This window comes from Amycolatopsis sp. NPDC089917 (assembly GCF_040684635.1).
In the GTDB taxonomy this organism is placed as follows: Bacteria; Actinomycetota; Actinomycetes; order Mycobacteriales; family Pseudonocardiaceae; genus Amycolatopsis.
This window is the reverse complement of sequence record NZ_JBFBGL010000047.1, coordinates 14607-36192: the sequence shown is the minus strand read 5'-3', so window position 1 is coordinate 36192 and position 21586 is coordinate 14607. Positions and strand designations below refer to the sequence as shown.

Annotated in this window: 4 protein-coding genes; all 4 read right to left on the bottom strand. The window is 71.6% G+C overall.

The annotated features are described in order from the left end of the window. Positions 1–81 precede the first annotated feature (81 nt). The 4 genes from AB0N89_RS29035 to AB0N89_RS29020 all read right to left on the bottom strand — a co-directional run bounded on the left by AB0N89_RS29035 (position 82) and on the right by AB0N89_RS29020 (position 21542). Positions 82–291: an MbtH family protein gene (locus AB0N89_RS29035; protein ID WP_093934234.1), complete on the bottom strand. Its 210-nt coding sequence runs from the start codon at positions 289–291 to the stop codon at positions 82–84. Beyond that, positions 288–5888: an amino acid adenylation domain-containing protein gene (locus AB0N89_RS29030; RefSeq protein ID WP_364210688.1), complete on the bottom strand. Its 5601-nt coding sequence runs from the start codon at positions 5886–5888 to the stop codon at positions 288–290. The genes AB0N89_RS29035 and AB0N89_RS29030 overlap by 4 nt, the downstream gene beginning before the upstream one ends. 18 nt (positions 5889–5906) lie before the next feature. Continuing rightward, positions 5907–18041: an amino acid adenylation domain-containing protein gene (locus tag AB0N89_RS29025; protein WP_364210685.1), complete on the bottom strand. Its 12135-nt coding sequence runs from the start codon at positions 18039–18041 to the stop codon at positions 5907–5909. A 351-nt stretch (positions 18042–18392) separates the two neighbouring features. Then, positions 18393–21542 carry an amino acid adenylation domain-containing protein gene (locus AB0N89_RS29020; RefSeq protein WP_364210683.1) on the bottom strand — a complete coding sequence of 1050 codons (3150 nt, stop codon included), beginning with the start codon at positions 21540–21542 and terminating at the stop codon, positions 18393–18395. Positions 21543–21586: the final 44 nt, after the last annotated feature.

The window sequence follows — 21586 nt, the reverse complement described above, 5'->3', positions numbered from 1 at the left end:
GCACAGGTCCTTTCCCGGGTCAGCCGGACGAGCCCGGCAGGCTCGTCCAACTGACCGCTTCGAACGGCTGGACAGCGCCGCTCAGCTACCGACTTCCTGGATGAGGCTCTTCGGGCGGAGGTCCGTCCAGTTCTCCTCGACGTAGGCGAGGCATTCCTGCCGGGGCGCCTCGCCGTGCACGCGGGTCCAGCCGGCGGGCACCTCGGCGAAGGTCGGCCACAGCGAGTGCTGGCCCTCGTCGTTGACGAGCACGAAGAAGGAGCCGTCTTCGTTGTCGAAGGGGTTGCTCATCGTTGTGTCCTTTCGCGCTCCGGCCGGGGCCGGAGCTTCTCGGCGACGACGGCCCCGATCTGGGCCAGCGCCGCGGGTTGCAGCATTTCCATGTGACCGGTGGGAATCTCGTGCGGTTCGACGGTCCCGCTGGTGAGGGGCTTCCAGCTGGCGATCGCGACCTCGGTGGGCAGATGCGAGGGCCGGTTCTCCGTCGCGACGAACAGCAGGATGTCGCTGGTGAAGCTCCGGGCGGTGTGCTCCGGCCCGATCCGGCGGAGGTGCCCCATGACCTCCTCCAGGTTCGTCCGGGCACCGGCGTCCCGGGCCACCCCGGCGGCGAGCGCCAGTTGCTGGTCCTGTTGCTTGTCGAAGGCGTCGGCCTCCTCGTCGGCTTCGGTGCCGCGCTGCGCGCGCGGCAGCCTTCCGACGTCGGTGGGATAGGCGTCGAGGAGGGCGACCAGGCCGACCTCTTCCCCTTGCGCCTCCAGCAAAGTGGCCATCGCCTGCGAGATCCGGCCGCCGAGCGACCAGCCGAGCAGGTGGTACGGCCCGGACGGCTGCACGGTGCGGATCTGGTCGACGTAGTCCGCCGCCATCTCCTCCACGTTCTCGGGCAGCGGTTCGGTGCGGGCCAGGCCGCGCGCCTGGAGGCCGTAGACCGGCTGGTTCTGCGGAAGGCTCCGCAGCAGCGGCGCGTAGTTCCAGCTGAGCCCGCCACTCGCGTGGACGCAGAACAGCGGCGGGCGGTTTCCGCCTGTCCGCAACGGAAGCAGCACCTCGAAGTCACCCGTGCCGGTCGTCACCGAAGTGCCCGGCAGGCGCCGCTCGCCCACCACGGCCAAGGCGTCGGAGGAGTTCCAGCGGGCGAGCAGATCCGTGCGCACCATCCGCCTCCCCTCCGTCCCGAATGGGCAGACGACAGTCTTCTCGGCCGGGCTCGCGTCCACCACCGGTCCGGTGAGGTACAGATCGCCGACCGCGCCCGCGACGACGGGCCGCAGCTCGCCATCGAGCACGAGGGCGCTGAGCGGCCCTCCCTCGGCCAGTCCGGCGGCCACGGCGGGCACCGCCCCGGCCCAGTTCGCCGGTGCCTCGGCAGGCCGTTCCCGCTCGGCGTCGTCCAGCGCGATGTCGACTTCGCTGATGCGCCGCTGCGGGTCCTCGGCGACCTGTTCGAGGACGCGGACCAGCCGCCGTGCCAGCGATTCCGCCGTGGCCTCGTCGAAGAGATCGGTGGCGTAGTGCAGGGTGCCGTCGATGCCGTCCTGCTCGTCCTCCTCGTCGAGGCGCTCGGTGAGCTTGAACGACAGGTCGAGCTCGAAGGCGTCGGGCGCGACGGGTTCGGCCTCGGTGCGCAGTGCGGGCAGTTCCGTCGCGTCCCACGCGCCGAGGTCCTCCTCGCCCACCTCCAGCGCAACCTGGAACACGGGATGGCGGGCGAGCGAACCCGGCAGGTCCAGCAGCTCGACGATCTTTTCGAACGGCAGGTCCAGGTACAGGCGCGCGGTCCGGGCCGCCTCCTGCGCCCGGGTGACGACCTCCAGGAAAGTGGGGTCGCCGGCGAGGTTCGTCCGCAGGGCGAGCGGCCGGGCGAACGGTCCGACCATCGGTTCGAGGTCGATGAGGTCGTCGTCCTTCGGCAGCGACGTGCCTATCACGACGTCGTCGCTCGCGCCGGATTTGACCAGCAGCACGGCGAGCGCGGCCTGCACCACCTGGAGGACGTGCGCGCCGACCGGTGCCACGGCCTTGGTCAGCCGGCCGTGCGGCTCGGCCTCCAGCCGCACCGCGACCGTCCCGGCCCGCCGCGACGGGACGACCGGCCGAGGACGGTCGAACGGCAGCACCGTCTCACCGTCGATACCGGCCAGATTGGCCTGCCAGAAGGCGATCTGCTCGTTGATGAGGCTGTCCTGCCCGCGTTCGTCGTCGAGCAGCCGCCGCTCCCAGATCGCGTAGTCCGCGAACTGCAGGGCCAGCGGCGCGCGCTCCGGGACCCGGCCCGAGCGCCGCGCGCCGTACGCGGCGGCCAGGTCGCGGAAGAGCACGTCGAGCGACTCGTCGTCGGCCAGGATGCGGTGCACCTTGAGGTGCAGCACGTGCGCCTTCTCCGAGAGCTGGAAGAGGTCGCAGCGCCACGGCACCTCTTCGGTGAGGTCGAAGTGCCGCTCACGCAGCTCCGCGAGGAGTCCGGGAAGCTCGTCCTCGGTCGCCGGGACCGGGGTCAGTTCGACCGCCAGGGTGTCGTGGATGTGCTGGTGAACGCTCTGCGCGTCGCCGGGGAAAGTGGTCCGGAGGATCTCGTGCCGGGCCGCGACGTCGCCGAACGCCTCCGCCAGCGCGGGCACGTTCAGCCTGCCGCGCAAGCGAAGCGCGACCGAGAGGTGCAGTCCGGCGGCCTCGTCACCCGGGCTGGCCAGCAGCCAGGCGCGGAGCTGACGGGCGGTCAGCGGCACGCGGTCCGGCCGCTCGACGGCTTCCAGCGGGGGACGTGACTTCGCGGCGAGCGCCCGGGCGACACCCGCGGGCGTCGGTGACGAGAACAGTTGCCGGATGGGCAGATCCGCGCCGAGTTCCTCGCGGATCCGCGCGATGAGCCGCATCGCCAGCGCCGAACTGCCGCCGAGATCGTGGAAAGCGTCGTCGACGCCCACCTGCGGGACACCGAGGATCTCGGAGAACAGCGCGCACAGGACCTTCTCGGTCTCGTTCTCCGGCGCCTTTTCCGAGGCCTGTCCCGCGAGATCCGGGGCGGGCAGTGCCCGGCGGTCCACCTTGCCGTTGGGCGTGACCGGCAGCCCGGGCAGGGCGATGACCGCGAGCAGGACCATGTACGAGGGCAGGACCAGGCCCATCTGCCGCCGGATCTCCTCCGGCCCGGCGTCCTTGCCGTCCGAGACGAAGTAGCCCACCAGGCGCTTCTCGCCCGGCTGGTCTTCCCGCGCCATGACGACCGCTTCGACCACGCCCGGCTGGGCCGCCAGCACGGCCTCGACCTCGCCCAGTTCGACCCGGTAGCCGCGGATCTTCACCTGCTCGTCCCCGCGGCCGAGGAACACGACCTCGCCGTCACGGGTCCAGCGCGCCCGGTCGCCGGTGCGGTACATGCGCTCACCGGGGAGGAACGGGCAGGCCACGAACCGCTCGGACGTCAGGCCCGGGCTGTCGAGGTACCCGCGCGCCAGGCCGGTGCCCGCGATGTACAGCTCGCCCGCCACGCCCGGCGCGACCGGGCGCAGGAAGGCGTCGAGGAGGTAGATCCGGCGGTTGGTCATCGGGTGACCGATCGGCAGTTCCCGGTCGATCACGTCACCGGGTTCGATCGGCAGCCACGTCGCGCACAGCGTGGTCTCGGTCGGCCCGTAGGTGTTCCGCACCCGCAGACCGGGCTGGGCCCGACGCAGGTTCTCCACCGACTGCGCGGGAACGACGTCGCCGCCGGTCCCGATCTCGGTCAGGCCCGCGAAGCACTCCGGCGAGGTCTCCGCCAGGGCGCGGAAACTGCCGGCGGTGAGGTGCACGGCGGTCGCGCCGCGTTCCACGGCCTGGCGTACCCCGGCCGCGTCCAGCACGCCCGGTTCGGTGAGCAGGACCCGGCCGCCGGTGACCAGCGGGACCCACATCGCGTAGAGCGACGGGTCGAAGACGTGCGTCGCGTGCATCAGGACGCCGTCGTCGGGGCCGAGCTGCCAGCCCGCGTCGCCCGCCAGACCGGCCACGGCGCCGTGCGGGATCGCCACGCCCTTCGGCAGGCCGGTGGATCCCGAGGTGTACATGACGTACGCGAGATCGTCCGCGCTCGGCCGGAATTCCGGTGCCGTACCGGGAAGAGCGTCGACGGCGGCCCGCGTTTCCGGGGCGTCGAGGACGATCGCGTCCTCCGGCGCGACCGCGGCGGTGGCCTGGGCGCACAGCACGGTCGAGACGCCGGAGTCGCCGAGGATGAACGCGATCCGTTCGGCCGGGTACTCCACGTCGACCGGAACGTAGGCGGCGCCCGCCTTCCAGATCGCCAGGAACGCGATCAGCAGCTCCGGCGAGCGTTCCATGGCCACCCCGACCCGGTCGCCGCGGCCGACGCCACGATCGGTGAGATACCGGGCCAGCCGGTTCGACGCCTGGTCGACCTCGGCGTAGGTCAGGTCCGCGCCCGCCGCGTCGGTGATCGCCACCGCGTCCGCCGCGGTGGCCACCCGCCGCGCGAACAGCTCGACCACGGACTCCCCCGGCACCGGGCCGTCGGTCGCGTTGAACGTGTCCACCACGAGGGCGCGCTCGGCCTCGCTCGCCAGCGTCAGACGCCCTACGAGGACCCCGGGCTCGGCGACGAGCCGCTCCAGCACCCGCGCCAGCGCGCCGACGACCGACTCGGCGGCCGCCTCGTCGAAGAGGCCTTGGTCGTAGTCGAGGATCAGTGGCATCCGCTCGCCGGGACCGGTGACCAGTGTGAACGGGTAGTGCGAGGAGTTCCGTCCGCGCTTCACCGGGATCAGGCTCAGGCCGCCGCCGGGCGACTTGCCGAGTCCCTTGCGGGGGAAGTTCTCGTAGATGACGAGCGTGTCGAAGACCGCGCCCGCGCCGACGACGGCCTGCACGTCCTGCAGGCCGAGGTGCTGGTGGGTCATGAGCGCCGCCTGGTCGCGCTGCAGGTCGGCGAACAGTTCGACGGCCGGTCGCCCGCCGTCGAGCCGGACCCGCACCGGCAAGGTGTTCAGCAGCTGGCCGACCATCGACTCGACACCGGCCAGATCGGCGGGCCGTCCCGAGGCGGTCGCGCCGAACACGACGTCGTCACGGCCGGCGAGCTGCGAGAGGACGACGGCCCAGGCGCCCTGCACGACGGTGTTCAGCGTGAGGTCGTGGCCGCGCGCGAGCCGCGCGAGACCGTCCGTCAGCTCCTCGGACAGCTCGACCACCGTCGTGTGGATGTCCGGCACGCGACCCGGATCGGCCGGGGCGACCGTGGTCGGCGTGTCCAGTCCCGCGAGCTCCTGTCGCCAGGCCGCGCGGGCGATTTCCTTGTCCTGCTTGCCGAGCCAGGCGAGATAGTCCCGATAGGACACTGTGGCGGGCAGTCCGGAAGCGTCGCCGCCCGCGGCGTGGATCGCGGCGAGCTCGCGGTGCAGGATCGGCATCGACCAGCCGTCGACCAGGACATGGTGCAGCGTGTGCACGAGCCGGTGGCTGTCCGGGCCGAGCCGGATCAGGTGCAGCTTCATCAGCGGCGCCGCGTCGATGCTCAGCCGCTCGGCCAGTTCGTCCGCCGCCAGCCTGTCGACCTCGCTGTCGAGGACGTCCTCCGGCAGCCCGGTGAGATCCGTTTCGCGCCAAGGGATTTCGGCGTCCCGCTTGATCACCTGGACCATCTGCGCGCCGCTGACGTACCGGAAGCAGGCCCGCAGCGCGGCGTGCCTGTCGACGAGGGCCTGCCACGACGCCTTCAGCAACGCGGCGTCCAGCGGTCCGTCGATGCCGTAGACGGTCTGCACGGTGTAGGTGTCGGGCCCGTCGTCGTCCAAGACGGTGTGGTAGAGCATTCCTTCCTGCAGCGGAGAAAGAGGCCAGACGTCCTCCACGCTGGAACGCGGCTTCGCGCGGGTGTCGTCAACGGTCACGATCTGCTCCTTAAAGCGTTAGTCGCCGGACAGTCCAGCCTCGAGTTGTTCCAACTGATCAAGGGAAAGCGCGACGAGCGTGCCCTCGGCCGGTTCCGGTTCCGGGGCTGTCCCGTCTTCGGCCGGCAGCGGCTTGACGAGCGCCGCCAGCCGTTCCGGAGTCTTCTCGGCGAACACCTGGCCCGGGGTCAGCGCCAGCCCTTCCCGGCGGGCCATCGCGGACACCTGCATCGAGGTGATCGAGTCGCCGCCGAGTTCGAAGAAGCTGTCGTCGGCCCCCACCCGGTCCAGGCCGAGCACCTCCGCGAACAGCCCGCACACCAGCGCCTCCATCGGTGTGCTCGGCTCCCGTTTCGAAGCCATCGCGGCGAAATCGGGGGCCTGCAGCGCCTTGTGGTCGAGCTTGCCGTTCGGGGTGAGCGGCATTCTCTCCAGCGTCACGAACGCGGCGGGCATCATGTACTCCGGCAGCCGTTCGGCCGCCAGCTCCCGCAGCCCGGCCACCAGACCGTCCACATCGGACCCGACGGGGACGACGTAGGCCACCAGCCGTTTCTCGCCCGGCCCGTCGGTGCGGACGGAGACCGCCACCTGACCGGCTCCCGGATGGTCCGAGAGCACGGCCTCGATCTCGGCGGGCTCGACCCGGTAGCCGCGCACCTTGACCTGCGCGTCGACCCGGCCGACGAACTTCAGCTGCCCGTCGGGGTCCCAGCGGAACAGGTCGCCGGAGCGGTACATGCGCTCGCCGGACGCGAACGGGCTGGCGACGAACCGTTCTGACGTGAGCCCGGGACGTCCGAGGTAGCCGCGGGCGAGCCCGACCCCGGTGATGTAGAGCTCGCCCGTCACCCCGGGCGGCACCGGCTGCAGGAACGCGTCGAGCAGGTAGTGCCGCACGTTGTGGATCGGGCCGCCGAGTGGGACCACGTCGTGTCCCGGGGACAGCGGGGCGCTCATCGTCGAGCAGATGGTCGTCTCCGTCGGCCCGTAGGCCTGGATCACCCGGCGCCCCGGCGACCAGCGGTCCACCAGCGCGGCCGTCAGGGCCTCGCCGCCGGTCAGCACGGTCCGCAGGGTGTCGGGCAGGTCGTCCTCGCTCGCCAGCACACTCGGCGACACGGTGAGGTGCGTGATGCCCGCCCGGCGGATCGCGTCGCCCAGCGTCACCGTGGGCGGCATGTTCGCCGCGTCGGGCAGCACCAGGGTCGCACCGGCCAGCAGCGCCATGTAGAGCTCGGAAACCATGGCGTCGAAACCGATCGCGGACAACTGCAGGATCCGCGAGGACGACGTCACGGCCATCCGCTCGATATGCGCGTACCCCAGGTTGACGAGTCCGGAGTGCGTGACGTGGACGCCCTTCGGCACTCCGGTCGATCCCGATGTGTAGATCACGTACGCCGCGTCTTCCGGGGCCACCGACGGCAGCGCCACGGCCGGATCGGCGGTGGGCAGCGCGTCGAGCACCAGCACCGTGCCCGCGAACTCCACGGGCACGAACGCCCGGCTCGTCCTCGTGCACACCAGTACCTCGGGCGCCGAGTTCGCCAGCATGAACTCGACGCGGTCCCGCGGGTAGTCCGGATCGACCGGGACGAACGCACCACCGGCGAACGTGACCGCGAGCAGCGTCACCGCCAGCTCGACCGAACGCTCGACCAGCACGCCCACCCGGGCTTCACGCCGCACCCCCGCGTCGACGAGCAGCCGGGCCAGCGCCTCGACCTCGTCCACCAGCCCGCTGAACGTCAGGCTCCGCGCCGCGTCCTCGACCGCCACCGCGTCCGGCGTCCGGACCGCCTGGGCGCGGACCAGCGTCGGCAGCGTGTCCGGCACCAGCGGCGCGTCCGTCCGGTTCCATTCGTCCACCACCTGGCGGCGATGCTCCGGCCCGATCAGGCCGACCCGCCCGACCGGGATCCGGGGATCGGCGACCACCTGCTCCAGCGCCCGGACGATCGACGCGAGGAACTCCTCCGCCCGCGTCCGGTCGAACACGTCCGGCCGGTAGATGACCTCGCCGTGGACGCCGCCGCCTTCGGAAGCGCGCAGGGACAGCGGATAGTGCCCGTTGTCGTCCGGGATCCCCGCCGGGCGCATGGCGAGCACGTCGGGGTCGTCGGACGGTTCCGGCGGCGGCGGGTAGTTCTCGAAGACGACGATCGTGTCGAACGCCGCGCCGGGACCGGCGACCTGGGTGAGCTCGGTCAGCCCGAGATGCTGATGCGGCATCAGCGCGACCTGACGTCGCTGCAGTTCCGCCAGCATGTCGACGAACCGGTCGGCGCCGGTGAGGCGCGCCCGGACCGGCAGCATGTTCATGAACAGGCCGACCGCGGATTCGACGGCGGGGATCTCCAGTGGCCGCCCGGCCACGGTGGTCCCGAAAACGACGTCCTCGCGTCCGGTCAGCCTGGCCAGCAACAGCGCCCAGACACCCTGGAACAGCGTGTTCATCGTGACGCCGTGCCGCCGCGTGTACTCCGTCAGCCGCCCGCTCAGCTCGTCGTCGAGCGCGAACCGCACGCGGTCTGGCTCGATGGGCGTGGCGATCGCCTCCGGCGGCACGACCCGGGTCGCTTCGTCGAGACCCGCGAGCGCTGCCCGCCACGCCTCCCGCGCGGCCGCGTTGTCCTGGCGCGCGATCCACGCGAGGTACTCACGGTACGACGTCGGGACCGGCAGGGCCCGGCCGTCGCCACCGGACTCGTAGGCCGCCATCACCTCGACCAGGAAGACCGGAAGCGACCAGCCGTCGGCCGAGATGTGGTGCGACGACAGGATCAGCCGGTGCCGCCGGTCCGCGAAACGCACCAGGTGCAGGCGCAACTGCGGAGCCTGGGTCAGGTCGAACCGGTCGGCGTGCGCCTCGGCCGCGAGGAGCTCGAACTCCGCCAGCGCCTCGGCCTCGGGCAGATGTCCCAGGTCGGTTTCCCGCCACGGCAGCGTCACCCGGCGGGCGACCGCCTGCACGCCGGTGCCGGAGCCGAGCTGGTGGAAACTCGCCCGGAGCGCGTCGTGCCTGTCGACCAGGGTCTGCCAGGACGCGCGGAACCGGGCGGCGTCCAACGGCCCGTCGAGCGTGAGCACCCGCATGCCGGCGTAGACGTCCGGGCCGCGCTCGTCGATGGCGTGGAACAGCAGGCCTTCCTGCAGCGGGGAGAACGGCCAGATGTCGAGCAGTTCCGGGACCGCCGCCTCGATCTCCTCGACTTCGTTCTGTGCCAGGGAAACGAGCGGGAAGTCGGACGGTGTGTGCCCACCCGCGCCACCCGCGCCGACGTGCGCGGCGAGGCCGGTCAGCACGTCCAGCCACGTCTTCCCGAGCGACTCCGCGTCGGCCTCGGTGAGGATCCGCCCGGCCCACGTCACGGTCAGGGTGAGCTCTGGTCCGCCCTCGCCGTCCAGCACCGCCGCGTCGATCTCCACGACGTGCCGCAACGGGAGGTCCTGCTCGGCCGCGCCGCCGATGGTCCCGACCAGCTGCCAGGGTTCCGCGTCGCCCTCGGGCCGGGACGAGAAGCGGCCGAGGTAGTTGAAGCCGATCTCCGCCTTCGGCAGCACCGCCAGGGCCTGCCCCGTCTCCTCGTTGAGGTGACGCAGCATCCCGTAACCGAGCCCGCCGTCGGGCACGGAACGCACGTTTTCCTTGACTCCCTTGAGAAGCCGCCCGGCCGCCGCGCCGCCCGCGATGGCTTCGGCCGGGTCGATCCCCGTCACGTCCAACCTCAGCGGATGGACATCGGTGAACCAGCCGATCGTCCGCGACAGGTCCAGGTCTTCGAGGGCCTGACGGCCGTGGCCTTCGACGTCCACCACGACGGAGTCGCCGCCGCGCCAGCCGGCCACCGCGCCCGCCAGGGTCGCCAGCAGGACTTCGTGGACACCGCAGTGGAACGCCGAGGTGGCCTTCTCCACGAGCACGCTCGCGCGGTCCCTCGGCAGGGTCCAGGTCTTGCGTCCCGAGGTGGAAATGGTGTCGCGCTTCGGATCGAGCTCGCCCAGCCGCGCTTGCGCGCCGTCGAGAATCCCCGTCCAGGTCGCCAGTTCCGCGCCGCGGGCCGACGCCTGCTCGGTCAGGGTCCGCGCCCAGCGCCGGAACGAGACGTCCACCGGGTCGAGTTCCGGTTCCCGGCCGTCCGCCACGGCCTCGCACGCCGTCTGCAGGTCCGGCAGCAGGATCCGCCACGACACCACGTCGGCCACCAGGTGATGCGCCACCACGACCAGCCGTCCCACGCGGCCGGGTCCCGCGTCGACCCACACCGCCCGGACCATCACCCCGCCGACGGGATCCAGGCGCGCGGCCGCTTCACCGGCTCGGCGTTCCGCGAGCTCGTCGAGGTCGCCGTTGTCCGCTTCGACCCGCTCGACCAGCCCGGTCGCGTCCACGGTCCCGCGTTCGGACACGACCAGCCGGGGTTGCGCGCCCTCGGTCTCGACGACCCGGCTCCGCAGCAGGTCGTGCGTGTCGATCACGGCGGCCAGCCCGGCGGTCAACGCGTCCACGGAAAGCTCGCCGGGCGCGCCGACGGTCACCCATTGCGCGAGCGCGCCACCGTTCAGCGCACCGGAATCGTGTTCGATCAGTTCCCGCACCACCGGCGTCCACGGGACCTCGCCGACGCCGTCCTCGACACCGGCAGGGAGCTGCCCACCGCGTTCGGCGACGGTCGCGAGCCCCGCGGGTGTCTTCTGCTCGAAGACCTGCTTGGCGCCGAAGACGAGGTCTTCGCGCCGCGCACGGGCGGCCAGCCGCATCGAGAGGATCGAGTCGCCGCCGAGTTCGAAGAAGCCGTCGTCGGCGCCGACCTCGTCCAGCCCGAGGATCTCGGCGAACAGGCCGCACAGCAGCCGCTCGGTGCCGGTGCGCGGTGCGCGGCCGACGCGCTGGGCGGTGAACTCGGGGGCGGGCAGGGCCGCGCGGTCGATCTTCCCGTTGAGCGTCAACGGGAAGCTGTCCAGGACCAGCACCACCGCGGGCACCATGTACTCCGGCAGACGCTCCGCGAGCTGCTCGCGGACCGCGCCGGATTCCAGTCCCGGCCCGTCTTCCGCGGTCACGTACGCGATCAGCCTCTTCTCGCCTGGCCGTTCCTCGCGCGCCACCACGATCGCCTGCGCGACCTGGGGGACATCGGTCAGCGCGGCCTCGATCTCCCCCGGTTCGACGCGGTAGCCGCGGATCTTCACCTGGGAATCGGCCCGGCCGCCGAACACCAGCTCGCCCCGATCCGTCCAGCGGGCCAGGTCGCCCGTGCGGTACATCCGCTCCCCGGCGGCGAAGGGACTCGCGACGAACCGTTCCGCGGTCAGCGCGTGCGCGCCCACGTAGCCGTGCGCCAGACCGGCACCGGCGAGGTACAGCTCGCCGGTCACGTTCGGGGTCACCGGCTGGAGGAACGCGTCGAGCACGTACGCCTGCCTGCCGTCCAGCGGCACGCCGATCGGCAGCACGTCGCCCGTCGCGACGCCCGGTTCGAGGACGAGCCACGTGGCGCAGAGGGTGATCTCGGTGGGACCGTAGAGCTGCCGGAAACGGACTTCAGGGCAGGCCTGGCGCATCCGCACGACGGACGCGAGCGGCACCGCGTCCCCGCCGGTCAGGATCTCCCGCAGCCCGAGGAAGGACTCCGGGGACTCCTCCGCAACGGCACGGAAAACGCCCGCCGTCAGGTGCACGGTGGTCACGCCGCGGGCGATCGCTTCCCGCAGTCTGTCGGCGTCGACCGTGCCCGGCTCCGCGACCACCACGCGGGCACCGCTGACCAGCGGCACCCAGAGCTCGACCAGCGACGCGTCGAAGGCGTGCGACGCGTGCAGCAGCACGTGCTCGTCAGGGCCCTGTGACCAGCCCGGATCGCTCGCCAGCGCCGCGACACTCGCGTGCGGGACCGCGACGCCCTTCGGCACGCCGGTCGATCCCGACGTGTACATCAGGTAGGCCACGTCCTGCGCCGCCACCGTGACCTCGGGAGCCTCCGCGTCCCCGATCTCCGGCGAGCCGGCGACCACCGGCGTGATCCCGTCCGGCACGACGTCGCGCGTGGCTTCCGCGCAGATCGCCACCGACACACCGGCGTCGGCGAGCATCCGCTCGATCCGTTCCGCCGGATGGTCCACGTTCACCGGCACCTGCGCGGCGCCCGCCTTCCACACCGCGAGCAGAGCGACCACCAGGTCCACGCCTCGGTCCATCACGACACCGACGCGGTCACCGCGTCGCACGCCGATCCCGGCCAGGTGCCTGGCGAGCCGATCGGACTCCCGGTCGAGCCCGGCGTAGGACAGCGTCCGCCCGCCGTCCTCGGCCGCCACCGCGTCCGGGGAAACGCCCACCTGGCGCCGGAAAAGCTCCAGCACGGACGTCTTGCCCGCCGGTTCGCCGGTCGCGTTCCAGCGTTCGACCACCGACGCGCGCGCCGGTTCGCTCGTCACGGTCAGGCGGCCGACGGGCAGCGACGGCTCCGCCACCACCTGCTCGATCACCCGCACGACCTGCCGGGCGATCTCGGCGGCCGTCTCCGCCGCGATCCGGTCGGGCCGGTAGGACAGGTGGATCTGCAGCCGTTCACCGGGCATGACGCTCAGGGACAGCGGGAAAGTGGTGCCGGTGCGGGTGCGGATCGAGCTGATCGCGAGGCCGTCGTCGCCGAGCCCGGCGGCGTCCAGCGGGAAGTTGACGGTCATCAGGACGGTGTCGAACACCGCGCCCGTCCCCGCCGCCTTCTGGATCTCCCGCAGCCCCATGTACTGGTGCTCGGTCAGCTCCGACTGACGCCGTTGCAGGTCCTGGAGCAGGTCCAGGACCGGCACACCGCCGTCGAGCCGGACGCGGACCGGGACGGTGTTGATGAACATCCCGACCATCCGCTCGACGTCCGGCACCTCCGCCGGCCGTCCGGACACCACCGTCCCGAACACCACGTCCGTCCGGCGCGCCAGCCGTGCCAGCACCAGCGCCCACGCGCCCTGCACGATCGTGCTCAAGGTCAGGCCGTTCCCGCGGGCGAACTCGGTCAACGCCCGGGTCGGTGCCTCGGGCAGCCATGCGGAACGCTCGTCCGGCAGCACCATCGTCTTGCCCGCGTCGGCGTCCACCAGGGTCGGCTCGTCCGCGCCCGCGAGTTCGTCCCGCCACGCCGCACGGGTCGCTTCCTCGTCCTGACGGCTCAGCCAGGTCAGATAGTCCCGATAGGACGGTGCCGGTTTGACCAGTCCGCCCGCGTAACCGGTCGCCGTCTCGCCGAGGACGAGCGGCGTGGACCAGCCGTCGAGCAGGAGGTGGTGCGCCGTCAGCACGAGGCGGTGCCTGTCCTCGCCGAGCCGGATCAGCAGGAGCCGCAGCAAGGGAGGTTCGGTGACATCGAAGCGCGCCGCCGAGTCCTCCGCGAGCAGGCGTTCGACCTCCGCGTTCGCGGCTTTCTCGTCCAGCTGCGACAGATCCTTTTCCCGCCAAGGGATTTCGACCTCGTCGACGACGACCTGCACCGTTTCCCCGGCACCGAGTTCGTGGAAGCTCGCCCGGAGCGACGCGTGCCGCTTGACCAGGTCGTTCCACGCGGCGCGCAGCCGTCCCGCGTCGAGCGGTCCGTCGAGGTCCAGGATCCGCTGGGTCTGGTAGACGTCGACCCCGCCGTCGTCGAAGGCCCGCTCGAAGAGCATGCCCTCCTGCAGCGGCGACAGTGACCAGATGTCGGCCAGCCCCGGTACGGCGGCTTCCAGTTCAGCCACGTCCCGCCGCGTCAGCTTCACGAGCCCGAAGTCGGACGGGGTGTGCCCGCCGGGACCGTCCGCCAGGGCCGCGAGGCCGGTCAACGTCTCCAGCCACGCCTCGCCGAGCCGCTCCACGGCTTCCGGGGCGAGATCCCGGCCGTCGATCACGAGCCGCAGGAGAGGGCCTTCCGGGGTGTCCTGGACGTCCGCGCCGAGCTCCAGCGCGTGGGCCTGGACCGGGTCCTGACCGCCACCCAGCGCCCCGCCGACCGTCTGCCACGCGCCGGCCTCGGCGTCGACGGTCGCCCGGCCCAGGTAGTTGAACCCGATCTGCGCGGACGGCAACGCCGCCAGCCTCGCCCCGGTCTCGGGGTTGAGATAGCGCAGCAGCCCGAAGCCGAGACCGTCGCCGGGCACGGCTCGGACCTGGTCCTTCACGGCCTTCAGCAGATTCCCGGACGGCAGATCGGCGCCGGAGACGTCGAGTCGGACCGGATGGACGCCGGTGAACCAGCCGACGGTGCGCAGCAGATCCTCGTCGTCGGCGGCATGGCGGCCGTGGCCTTCCACGTCCACCAGGACCGCGGCGTCGTCACCGCGCCACCGCGCGACCGCGCCCGCGACACCCGCCAGCAGGACTTCCTGGATCCCGCAGTGGAACGCGCCCGGCACCTGGGCCACCAAGGCCCGCGCCGCGCTCCCGGTCACCGTCCCGGACCACGACCGCGGTCCGGTTCCCTGTTCCGGCAACGGTTCCACGCCGTCCAGCACGGCGGCCCAGTACTCGGTCTCGGCGACCGTGTCCGCGCCGAGCGCCTGCTCGGCCAGCCGCCGCGCCCACCGCCGGAACGACGTCGTCGCGGGTTCGAGCGCGGGAGTGCCGCCGGAGCGCACGGTTTCGTACGCCGAACGCAGATCCGGCAGCAGGATCCCCCACGAGACCGCGTCGACGACCAGGTGATGCGCCACCAGCGCCACCCGGCCCGGCTCGGCGTCCCCGGCATCGATCCACACGGCCCGCACCATGGTCCCCGCCGCCGGGTCCAGCGCGCCGATCGCCGCTTCCGCCTCGCTTGCGGCGAACTCGTCGATGTCCCCGGTGCCCGCGGAAACGCGGGTCACCAGGGCGGCCGCGGATCCCTTCTCGGGCACGGTCAACCGGCCGACGGACTCCACTCGCGCCCGCAGGAGATCGTGCGTGTCCAGCACCGCGCGCAGCGCGCTCGCGAACGCGTCCAGGTCGAAGCCGTCCGGGGTGACGACGACGCGCGCCTGCCCGAAGCCGGGTCGCATCGCGGCGTCCCCGAGGGCGAGCATCACCGGCGTCCACGGAATCTCGCCGACTCCTGTGTCAACTGTGGACTTGACCGCCGACCGCGTCTCCGGGGCCAGCGCCGCGAGACGTTCGGGGGTCCGGTGTTCGAAGACCAGCCTCGGGGTGAGCGGGATCCCCTCGCGGCGGGCGCGGGCAGCCACCTGCATCGACGAGATCGAGTCCCCGCCGAGCTCGAAGAAGCTGTCTTCGAGGCCGACTTCGTCCAGCCCGAGGACCTCGGCGAACACGCCGCGCAGGATCCGCTCTGCCTCGGTCGCGGGCTCCCTGCCCGCCGACTTCGAGGCGAAGTCCGGCGCGGGCAGCGCCTGGCGGTCCACCTTTCCGTTGACCGTCAACGGCAGGTCGTCCAGCACCAGCACCGCGGCCGGGACCATGAACTCGGGCAGCGTTTCGGCAAGTTCGCCGCGAAGCCGTTCCGGGTCGAGATCCTTGCCCGCTTCGGCGACCACGTAACCGATCAGGTGCCCGTCTCGCGGAGTCACCACGGCCTGGCCGACGCCGGGCAATTCGGCGAGCGCCACCTCGACCTCGCCGGGCTCGACCCGGTAGCCGCGGATCTTCACCTGGTCGTCGGCGCGTCCGGCGAACGTCAGCGCGCCCTGATCCGTCCAGGAGGCCAGGTCACCGGTGCGGTACATCCGCTCGCCGGGTGCGAAGGGGTCGGCGACGAACCGCTCGGCCGTCAGCACCGGACGCCCCAGATAGCCTTGCGCCACACCGGCTCCGCCGAGGTACAGCTCGCCGGCGATCCCCGGCGGCAGGGGCCGCAGGAACGCGTCGAGGACGTAGACCCGCCGCCCGGCGAGCGGACGGCCGATCGGCAGCGCCGAACCCGCCGGATCACCGGGTTCGAGCACCCACCACGTCGCACAGAGCGTGGCTTCCGTCGGACCGTAGAGATGCCGCACCCGCACGTCCGGGCACGTCCGCCGGACGCGGTCCACGGCCGACGGCGGCACCGCGTCGCCGCCGGTCAGCACCTCGCGCAGCCCCGCGACCGACTCCGGCGCCTCCTCGGCCAGCACCCGGAAGGCACCAGCGGTGAGGTGGGCGGCCGTGACCCCGTCGGCCACGTAACCGGCCAGGGCCGCGCCGTCCACCACGCCCGGACCGGCCAGCCGCACCCGGGCGCCCGAGACCAGCGGCACCCACAGCTCGAACAGCGAGATGTCGAAGGCGTGCGAAGCGTGCATCAGCACGGTGTCTTCGGGGCCGACCCGCCATCCGGGCTCGCCGACCAGCGCGGCGACGTCACCGTGCGAGACCGCGACGCCCTTCGGAGTCCCCGTCGAACCCGACGTGTACATGACGTAGGCGACGTCGTCGGCCGCGACAGCGACCGAAAGGCGCGCCTGCTCCGCCACCGCCTGCCGCGTCCGCGGATCGAGGACGATCGGGGCGATCCCGCCGTCCAGCACGGCCTCGCGGTGCGCCTCCGCGCACACGACCGCCGCCGGTTCCGCGTCCGCCAGCATGAACTTGACGCGTTCCATCGGGTAGGCGGGATCCACCGGCACGTACGCCGCGCCCGCCTTCCACACCGCGAGCAACGTCGCGATCAGGTCGGGGGATCGCTCCATCACCACGGCGACCCTGTCCCCGCGACGGACTCCGCGGTCGCTCAGGTACCCGGCGAGCCTTTCCGCGTACTCGGCCAGCTCCCCATAGGACAACGCCGAATCGCCGTCGTCGACCGCGATCCCGTCGCGACGACCGTCGAACAGTTCCGGTGCCAGGCTGCTCGGCGCCGCTTCGGCCGCCGTGCCCCATTCCTGCAGCACCGCGCGGTCGGCCGCGCTCGTCAGATCGAGGTCCGCCACCGTGAGGTCGCGCGCTTCGGTGAGCTGGCGCAGCACCCCGGTGAACCGGTCGAGGATGGCCAGGGCGTCGTCCCGGCTGAACCGCTCGGTCACGTGGTCGAGGTTGAGCAGCATCGACTCGCCGGGGACGGCCACCAGCGTCAACGGATAGTGGGCGGCTTCCTTGCCTTGCGTGATGGTGATGCGGAAGGACTCTTCGGAATCCGCTTCGCCGAGCTCACGCGGGAAGTTCTGGACGACGAGCAACGTGTCGAACAGCGCGCCGGGGCCTGCCGTCTTCTGGATGTCGGCCAGCCCGACGTAATGGCCGGAGATGAGCGCCGACTGCCGCTTCTGCAGCTCCGCCAACAGGTCGAGGACCGGCTTCGCGCCGTCCAGCCGCACGCGCACCGGGACGGTGTTGAGGAACAGCCCGACCATCGCCTCGACGCCGGGCAAATCCGGCGGGCGCGCCGAGACCACCGCGCCGAACACGACGTCCGTGCGGCCGGACAGCTGCGCCAGCACGAATCCCCACGCGCCCTGGATCACCGTGTTGAGCGTCAACCCGTTGGCGCGGGCCAGTTCCGTCACCGAGCGCGAGAGGTCTTCCGGCAGGTCGATCATGATGTTGTCGGGCATGCTGGGCGCACGGCCCTGTTCGGCGGGCGCGACCAGCGTCGGCTCGTCGGCGCCCCGCAGTTCCGCGGACCACGCCGACAGCGTCTTTTCCTTGTCCTGCCTGTCGAGCCACGCGAGGTATTCCCGGTAGGACCGTGCCTCGGGGAGGTCCAGCGGACCGCCGTCGGCCGCGTACAGCAGCGACAGCTCGTCGAAGACGATGGGCATCGACCAGCCGTCCATGATCGCGTGATGGCAGGTCACCACGAGACGGTGGTCGTCGTCGGCGAGGCGGATCAAGGTCAGCCGCAGCAACGGCGCGTTCGCGAGGTCGAATTTCGCCGCCCGATCCTCTTCGGCCAGCTCCCGCACGGCCGCTTCGGGATCGTCGAGATGGGAGAGATCGGCCTCACGCCAGGGAAGTTCCACCTGACGCGCGATGAGCTGCACAGTCTCGCCCGACTTGCGCTGCCGGAAACAGGCCCGCAGCGCGGCATGCCGGGCGAGCAGCGCCTCCCAGGCGGCGCGCAGCCTGGCGGCCTCCACCGGGCCGTCGAGCTCCAGGATCCAGTGGCCGACGTAGAGGCCGGGCCCTTCGTCGTCGTAGACCGTGTGGAAGAGCAAACCTTCCTGGAGTGGCGACAGCGGCCAGAAGTCCTCGATCCGCGACTGAGCCATCAATTTCCCCTCGATCATCTGCGGGATCCGCGAAAAGAATCATCCGCCGGGCGGGCGGGCCCGGACAATCCGTCCAACCGCATTTCGACCCTGTGGTTTTCCGCAGGTCGACGGGGCCGGGAATTGCTTGGGGTACAAGGAAAAACGCTGGGTCCGGTGTTCGTGCGCGAAGGCGTGACTCGCGTGATCAGAGCCGTGACTCGCGTGATCAGGAACGGAACTCACGTGATCAGACGGCGAACACGGTGAAACGTCGCCTAATCACGCGAGTTCCGTCTCTGATCACGCGTGTTCGCCGTCTGATCACGAATGATCGCCGCCTGATCACGCGCGAGATGAGGCGAAGGCCCGTCAGGCCTGCCGGGCGTCGTCGAACTCGGCCTCGAATTCGTCGATTTCGTCCTGCCCGAGATCGAGGAGTTCCCCATCGGACGCGGGCTCCACCGGCGCGACCGCCGGATCTCCCGGGGCGATGACCGCCGCGAGGCCGGCAGGCGTCCGGTGCTCGAACACGTCGGCCACGTCGAAGGTGATCCCGGCGCGCAGCGCACGCGCGGTCAGTTTCACCGAGTAGATGGAATCGCCGCCGATCTCGAAGAAGCTGTCGTCCACGCCGACCCGGTCCAGGCCGAGGACCTCGGCGAAGAGCTCGCACAACGCCCGCTCCGGCTCCGTGCGCGGCTCCCGGTAGGTCACCCGCTCGCTGAAATCGGGGGCGGGCAACGCTTCCCGGTCCACCTTGCCGTTCGCCGTCACCGGAAGGGCGGGTAGCACGATCACTTCCGCGGGCACCATGTACTCCGGGAGCACCTTGGCGATCCGGGTCCGCAGCCGGGTGGGATGCACCTCGCCCTCGGACACGACGTAGCCGATCAGACGTCCGTCGCGCGCCACCACCACGGCCTGGTCGACGCCCGGCTGCTCGGCCAGCACGGCCTCGACCTCGCCCGGTTCCACCCGGTGGCCGCGGATCTTGACCTGGTCGTCGGCCCGGCCGGCGAACACCAGCTCACCCTCGTCGCTCCAGTACGCCAGGTCGCCCGTCCGGTACATGCGGGTACCGGCGACGAACGGGTCGGCGACGAACCGCTCCGCCGTCAACGCTGTCTGCCCCTGGTAGCCGTGGGCCACCCCGGCGCCGGCGATGTACAGATCACCCACGACACCCGGCGGCAGCGGACGCAGGAAGACGTCGAGCACGTACAGCCGCCGTCCCGGCAGCGGACGGCCGATCGGCAGCGTCGGCCCCACCTGGTCGCCGGGTTCGATCGCCTTCCACGTCGCGCACAGCGTGGTTTCGGTCGGACCGTAGGTGTGCCAGACGCGGAGCCGCGGGCACGCCTGGCGCACCTTTTCGACCTCTTCGAGCGGGACGACGTCCCCGCCCGCCGACACGTCGCGCAACCCCGCGAAGGATTCCGGCGACTCCTGCACGAGCGCCCGGAAGTGTCCCGCCGTGAAGTTCACCGCGGTGAGCCCGTCCGCGACGTGGGCGGCGAGCCGGGCCGCGTCGACCACGCCCGGCTCGGTGATCATCACCCGCGCCCCCGCGACGAGGGGCGCCCAGATGTCGTACAGAGACGCGTCGAAAGTGTGCGGGGCGTGCATCAGCACCGTTTCGCCGCCGTGCAGGTCCCAGCCCGGTTCTCCGGCCAGTGCCGCGACGCCGCCGTGCGGGATGGCGACGCCCTTCGGGGTGCCTGTCGACCCGGACGTGTACATCACGTACGCCGGATCGTCCGCGCCGACCGGGACGAGCGCGACGTCGCCGTGGTCGGCTTCCTCGATCAGGACCCGCTGGTACTCCGATGGGGCCGCGGCCGAGGTCTCGGCCCGGCACACCACCGCCGCGACCGCGGAATCGGCGAGCATGAACGTCACCCGGTCCTCCGGGTAGTCCGGATCGACCGGCACGAACACCGCTCCGGCCTTCCACACACCGAGCCAGGCGGCGAGCACCTCGGCCGACCGCTCCAGCAGCACGCCGACCCGGTCGCCACGCCGCACGCCGCGCTCCACCAGTGCCCGCGCCACCCGGCCGGACCACCGGTCGAGTTCCGCGTACGACCACGACCGGCCCCCAGCCGTCACAGCCGGCGAGGAAGGCGCTTTTTCCACCTGACGCAGGAAAAGCGTCACCGGCGACGGCGCGGTGATCGCGTCGCCGACGGCGTTCCACCGCTCGACGACCAGCTCGCTTCCGGCGTCGCTCACCATGTCCAGGCTGCCGACCGGCGCCTCGGGGGCCGCGATCATCCGCTCCAGCACCCGGAAAAGCCCGTGCAGGACTTCTTGGGCGGTGCGGTGTTCGACCAGCTCCGGCAGATACTCGACCTCGGTCCGCAGGCTCTCGCCCGGGATCACGCCCATCAGGATCGCGTACGGCGCAGACTGGTGGAACTCCTTCAGGCTCAGCCTGAGCTCGCGGTCGGCGTCCCCCTTCGCCGCGGGGTCGACGTAATTCTCGAACGACAGGATCGTGTCGAAACTCGCGCCCGGCAGCTTCTGGATCTCCTGCAACCCGAGATGCTGGTGCGAGATCAGCCCGGACTGCCGCTCCTGGAGCTCCGTCAGCGTCCGCAGGACGGACTTCTCGCCGTCCAGCCGCACCCGCACCGGCACGGTGTTGATGAACAGCCCCACCACGTTCTCCACACCGGGAAGATCCGCCGGGCGCCCGGAGACGACAGCGCCGAACACCACATCACGACGACGCGCCAGGCGGGCGAGCACCAGCGCCCACGCGCCCTGCACCAGCGTGTTCAGCGTCAATCCGTTGCGGCGCGCGAAATCCACCAGGGCGGTAGTGAACTCCGGCGAGTACGCCAGCGCTTCCCTGGCCTGCTGCCCCGGGGATTTCCGCGCCTTCTCGGGGATGCCGAGCGCTGATCGCTCGGCGCCGGCCAGCTCCTCTTTCCACGCCGCACGCGCGGATTCCTTGTCCTGCTGGTCGAGCCAGACCAGGTAGTCCCGGTAGGAACGGGCGGACGGCAGCGCGGTGGCGACGCCGCCCGCCGCGTAGATCTTCAGGAGTTCCGACTCGAGCAGCGCCCGCGACCAGCCGTCCATCACCAGGTGGTGGCTGGTCGTGATCAGGCAGTGTTTCCCCTCGGCGAGCCGGATCAGCATCAGCCGCAGCAGCGGCGGCTTCGCCACGTCGAACTTCCTGGCGCGCTCCTGCTCCGCGAGCACGTCGACCTCGGCCAGCGCCTCACGTTCGGCGAGGTGGGACAGATCGTGCTCCTCCCAAGGGAGTTTCACCCCGCGGTGGATCAACTGGACCATCTCGCCGGACTTCCGCCGGACGAACCCCGCGCGGAGTGCCGCGTGCCGGTCGAGGAGGGCCTGCCAGGACGACCGGAACCGTTCCGCGTCGAGAGGGCCTTCGATGACCAGCGTCTGCTGGATGCGGTAGGTGTCCGGAGCCTCGGCGTCGAGCGCGAGGTGATAAAGAATTCCCTCCTGCATCGGTGACGGCGGCCAGATTTCCGCAAGCGCCATTCCGGAGGACGTGGACGGAGTATTCACGAAAATCTAGCCTCCAT